The following is a 4,116-nucleotide window of genomic DNA, read 5'->3' as shown; positions in this document are numbered from 1 at the left end:
GGTCCATGGACCGGCACGCATCTCGGAAGATTCAACGCGGGTAGTCGCCCGCGGCGATGCCCTGCAGGAAGCCCGTCCACACCGAGTGCGGCACCCGGACCGGCTCCCTGTCAACGTTCTTGCCGTCCCGCAGGGCGACGTGACTCCTGCCGGCGGACACCTCAACGCATGTGCCTTCTGAGCAGAAGGTGCTCCGCGTCCACGGCGTCGTGAATTCGCTCATGCTCCGAACCTCTCTTTGGTGATCATCAAGGATCACCGCCGGCCGCGGCCGGCGGTGACGAATGTCGCCCCTACCGGCTGTCGTTGCGAAATCGAAGCTGTGCGGCCTCGGCCAAGAGGGCAGAGGTGGAGAGTTCCTCGCTCCATGCTCGAGCCCAGAGCTTTTCAAACCCTGCACGATGGACGGACACCTCACCGGGCTCTTCTTCGAGGATGTCGCGGCCGAAGGATTCTCGATAGATCACCGCGTCCTCGGGATCCTTCCCGTCGAGGTCGACGACGGTGAACGGGCCGATGGTGCCGAGCATGGCGCCTTCACGTAGAGGCACGACGCGGATCATGACGTTAGGGCGCTCGGACAGCGCGGCGAGCTCTTCCAGCTGCCGGGCCATCACCTCCAGCCCGCCGATCTCCCTCTTCATTACGGACTCGTCGAGAATGGCCAGGTACTTGACACCGCTGTCCGGCTCGAGCAGCCGCCGCCGCTGCATACGGACATCGAACCGGACGCGCCTCTCGTCCGGCGTCAGCGTGCGGTCGTAGAAGCCCAGCAACGCCTCGGCATACTCCGGCGTCTGCATCGGGCCCGGGACCAGCACCAGCTGGAAGGTGCGGATCTCGACCGCCACCGCCTCGAATTGCAGCAGGTGCGCATAGGCCGGGGTGAGGTGCTCGCGATGCGCGGGGTCAACCGCATACCGCTGACGGCGGGACACGCGGGCCGCCGTGGCAAGGTCGGCGATGACGGCCGGATCGGTCACACCGTAATGGTTGAGCAGCACACGCAGATCCGGGCCGGAAACGGCAACCTCGCCGGACTCGATTCGTTGCACCTTCGACAGCGAGGAGCTCAACGCCGCCGCCGCGTCGGACTGGGTCAGTCCGCGCGCCTCGCGGGCCTTCCGCAGAGCGAGCCGCACCCGCCGTCGGTCGACGGCGGGATACTCGGGCGGGCCGGCCACTGTCGTTCCATCCCATCTTGTCACCGAGTGTGAGCCTGCCGTACGTCAACTAGCCATACCGCAGGTACGCGAAGATACACTAGCGTCGGCAGGCTCAAAACCCGGGCATTTGCTACTCCGTGTCGGGCCGCTGTTGAAGGGCCCGGACCAGGCCCCGCACGGCCGTCTCGAACTGGCTTCTCGGGAGCTCGAAGATCACCACCTCGTCACCGCCTTTGTAGCTCGCCCACAGCTGCGAGCAGGAACGGCTCCGCGCCCGCCGGCGCTCCCAGTAGGCCACCATGAGCGCTACCGCGAACAACACGATCGCCACCGGCACGACCCAGCCTCTCATTTGGAACGCCAGCAACCCGACCAGCACCGCCGACGAGCCGAGCGACCACATCCCGGTGGCCGGCGGCAATGCCTGATGCATGACGCCCCAGCCGTCCAGATCGGCCAGTACCCAGACCTGCCAGCCGCCGGAACGCCTGACCCGAATGCGGTCGTGCGTGATCACTAACTCGCGGCTTCGATAGAAAACGGTCACCACCCTCACCCCCTCTTCGCCCTGGGCCTTGCATCGACCCGGAAAGAGGGAGAAGGATGGCTTTTGAGAGGGCACATCCCTTCCCCCATCCGGGGTCGGATGCCCGAGGCGGCGCTCAGTTCCAGCTGGGCGTCGCCTCCTTCGTCTCCGGACCCCATACGTGACGGTGAACTAAGTATGGGCCCAGACCGGGCGTACTGGCTATACAGCAGATTGCAGTGCCGCAACCAGCGTCTGCACAAAACACCGCTCCGGTGCGAGTTTGTGTGCGCTAACGCTCACCCACGGTCATCAGGTGAGCGGTGGCGCCCAAGAGGCTCGGCTCGTGCTCGATCCGGCGCAGGGTGTCCAGCAGGATCGCGGTCAGGTCCGGGTCGGCGAGCCACTCACGTACCCGATCGACCGCCAACCCGAACGGGCCCTCCACCAGAACCGTCCGCACCTCGCGCAACCCCGCCGCCCGCGCCTCCGCCGCCGGCTCCTCCGGGCGGTGGAAGTACGCCGTCGTGAACCAGTTCGGATGTTGTGCGGCGTTGCGGTGCACGCCGTCGGCCAGGTCGTCCACCGCCATCGCCCGGAAGGCCGGGTCGGCGAACGAGCCCGCCGCGAAGCCGTCCAGCGCCGACGCGAAACGGCTGATCGTCGCGCCCGCCACCACGCCGCCGGGGCGGACCACCCGGGCGGCCTCCCGCCATGCCGCGAGCCGGTCCTCGGCGGACGTCAGGTGGTAGAGCGGGCCCAGCATCAGGACCGCGTCCGCGTCGCCGGCGACCGGCAGCGCCCGCGCATCACCCACCACCGCGGACACGCCCGGCAGTGCGGCGGCAGCGGCTACGTGCGCCGGGACCGGGTCCACGACCGTGACCGAGTAGCCGGCGGCGGCCAGCGGTCCGGCGTAGACACCCGTCGCGCCGCCCACGTCGATGATGCGGCCGGGCGGCGCGGGCAGCACACGACCCAGGATGTCCCAGGTCCGCAGGAACTCCAGCCGCCCGCTGCCCTCGCCGAGCCGATCGGTCTCGCCGCCGCGTTCGTAATAGGCCAGCACCTCGGGAGTCAGCATGCCCCCGAAGATGCGTCAGCCCGGACGCGCGGGCAACCGAGATCTCAGCGCCAGAAGGTCGCGACCGCCGCGTTCGCCAAGGTCATCACGATGATGCCGATGAAGTGGCCCTTGTTCATCTCGGTCCGCTTACGCGGGATGATCACCATCACGAAAATCAGCACGGCGATCAGCAGCTTCACGCCCAGCTTGACCGGGCTCGGCTCCTCGTCACCGCCCCCGCGCAGCGGCGCCGACAGGGCGATGCCGGTCAGCACCTGGACGATCGAGCCCCACAGCATGGCCTTGTTGACGCGGAACTTGGCGGTGAGGAACTGGGCGATGGCGCCGCCGAGGAGCAGCGCGAAGCCGATCAGGTGGGCGTACCGAAGAATCAGCCGGAGAGCTTCCACGATCGAGAAGCTTGTCAGATCGGGTACGGCGTGTCGTCGCCGCCCCGGCACACCCTCTACGCCATCCTAGGAACCTATGAGCATCAACCCCGGGACGGCCGAGTTTCCGCACCGGCAGATCGCGTCCCAGCTGAAAGAACGCATCCGGCGCGGCGACTGGCAGCCCGGCGAGCGGCTGCCGTCCATCCCGGCGATGGCCGAGATGTTCGGCGTGGCCAAGCAGACCGTGCAACGCACCGTCGACCAGCTGCGCGTCGAGGGCATCCTGATCACGAAGCCGGGCTCCGGCACGTACGTCAGGGGAACCAGGCGGCGACTGAACCGCCTGGCCCGCGGCAGGTACGGCAGCCACCGCGGCTACCACGCCGACCTCGCCGCCCGCTATCGCCAGCAGCTGGCGGGCGTGGGCCGCGAGCCGGCGCCGCCCGAGGTCGCGGACGCGTTCGGCGTGCGCGACGGCACCGAGATGCTTGTCCGGCGGCACATCGTGCGCACCGACGACGCGACGGTCGAGGTGGGTGCGTCATGGTTCCGGGTGAAGGACGCGACGGGCACCTCGCTGGAGCGGCGCGAGGCCTTCGGGCGCCCGCTCTACCAGGAAGCTGAGGAGGTGCTGGGCCGGCGGTACGCCTCCGCGACCGACACCATCACGGCGCGCCAGCCGAGCCGCGACGAGGCGGAGATCCTGCAGATCCGCCCGGACACGCCGGTGCTGCACCTGCTGCACGTGGCCTTCGACGAGACCCGCAAGCCGATCGAGGTCGCGCAGGCCACCTGGCCGGGCCCGATGACGACCCTGACCGAGGACTACCGCATCCCGGCACCGACCCCCGAGCCCGACCCGGACCCGGGCTTCGCCCTGGCCTGAAGATCAAGATCAAGTCGTAGCCGGGTGGGTGGTGCAGACCGCAGCTCCCGCCGAGGGCCCGGCGGACGCATCAGGCCGCA

Annotated in this window: 6 protein-coding genes; 1 reads left to right on the top strand and 5 read right to left on the bottom strand. The window is 68.9% G+C overall.

Annotated elements, in window-relative coordinates:
• Window positions 1-31: 31 nt before the first annotated feature.
• The 5 genes from AB0M20_RS30245 to AB0M20_RS30225 all read right to left on the bottom strand — a co-directional run bounded on the left by AB0M20_RS30245 (window position 32) and on the right by AB0M20_RS30225 (window position 3,168).
• Complete coding sequence (locus tag AB0M20_RS30245) at window positions 32-223, bottom strand: DUF397 domain-containing protein (protein ID WP_364303728.1); 192 nt, start codon at window positions 221-223, stop codon at window positions 32-34.
• Window positions 224-293: 70 nt separating this feature from the next.
• The gene (locus AB0M20_RS30240; protein ID WP_364303727.1) at window positions 294-1,184 is read right to left on the bottom strand and encodes a helix-turn-helix transcriptional regulator; all 891 of its coding nucleotides are present in this window, start codon (window positions 1,182-1,184) and stop codon (window positions 294-296) included.
• A gap of 112 nt (window positions 1,185-1,296) precedes the next feature.
• Window positions 1,297-1,683, bottom strand: a complete 387-nt coding sequence (locus tag AB0M20_RS30235) for a DUF6232 family protein (protein ID WP_364303726.1) — start codon at window positions 1,681-1,683, stop codon at window positions 1,297-1,299.
• 301 nt (window positions 1,684-1,984) lie between these two features.
• Entirely contained in the window at window positions 1,985-2,776 is a 792-nt protein-coding gene (locus tag AB0M20_RS30230; protein WP_364303725.1) for a class I SAM-dependent methyltransferase, read from the bottom strand.
• 44 nt (window positions 2,777-2,820) lie between these two features.
• On the bottom strand, window positions 2,821-3,168 hold the full coding sequence (locus AB0M20_RS30225) for a hypothetical protein (protein ID WP_364303724.1): 348 nt from the start codon (window positions 3,166-3,168) through the stop codon (window positions 2,821-2,823).
• Window positions 3,169-3,244: 76 nt separating this feature from the next.
• Between AB0M20_RS30225 and AB0M20_RS30220 the strand changes: the two genes are divergently transcribed.
• Window positions 3,245-4,036: a GntR family transcriptional regulator gene (locus tag AB0M20_RS30220; RefSeq protein ID WP_364303723.1), complete on the top strand. Its 792-nt coding sequence runs from the start codon at window positions 3,245-3,247 to the stop codon at window positions 4,034-4,036.
• Window positions 4,037-4,116: the final 80 nt, after the last annotated feature.

It is taken from the genome of Actinoplanes sp. NPDC051633 (assembly GCF_040681735.1).
In the GTDB taxonomy this organism is placed as follows: Bacteria; Actinomycetota; Actinomycetes; order Mycobacteriales; family Micromonosporaceae; genus Actinoplanes.
This window is presented reverse-complemented; position numbering and strand designations above follow the sequence as displayed.

Coding starts and splice junctions, on each gene's coding strand:
- AB0M20_RS30230 (WP_364303725.1), bottom strand. CDS start 2,776: ATGCTGACTCCCGAGGTGCTGGCCTATTACGAACGCGGCGGCGAGACC.
- AB0M20_RS30245 (WP_364303728.1), bottom strand. CDS start 223: ATGAGCGAATTCACGACGCCGTGGACGCGGAGCACCTTCTGCTCAGAA.
- AB0M20_RS30220 (WP_364303723.1), top strand. CDS start 3,245: ATGAGCATCAACCCCGGGACGGCCGAGTTTCCGCACCGGCAGATCGCG.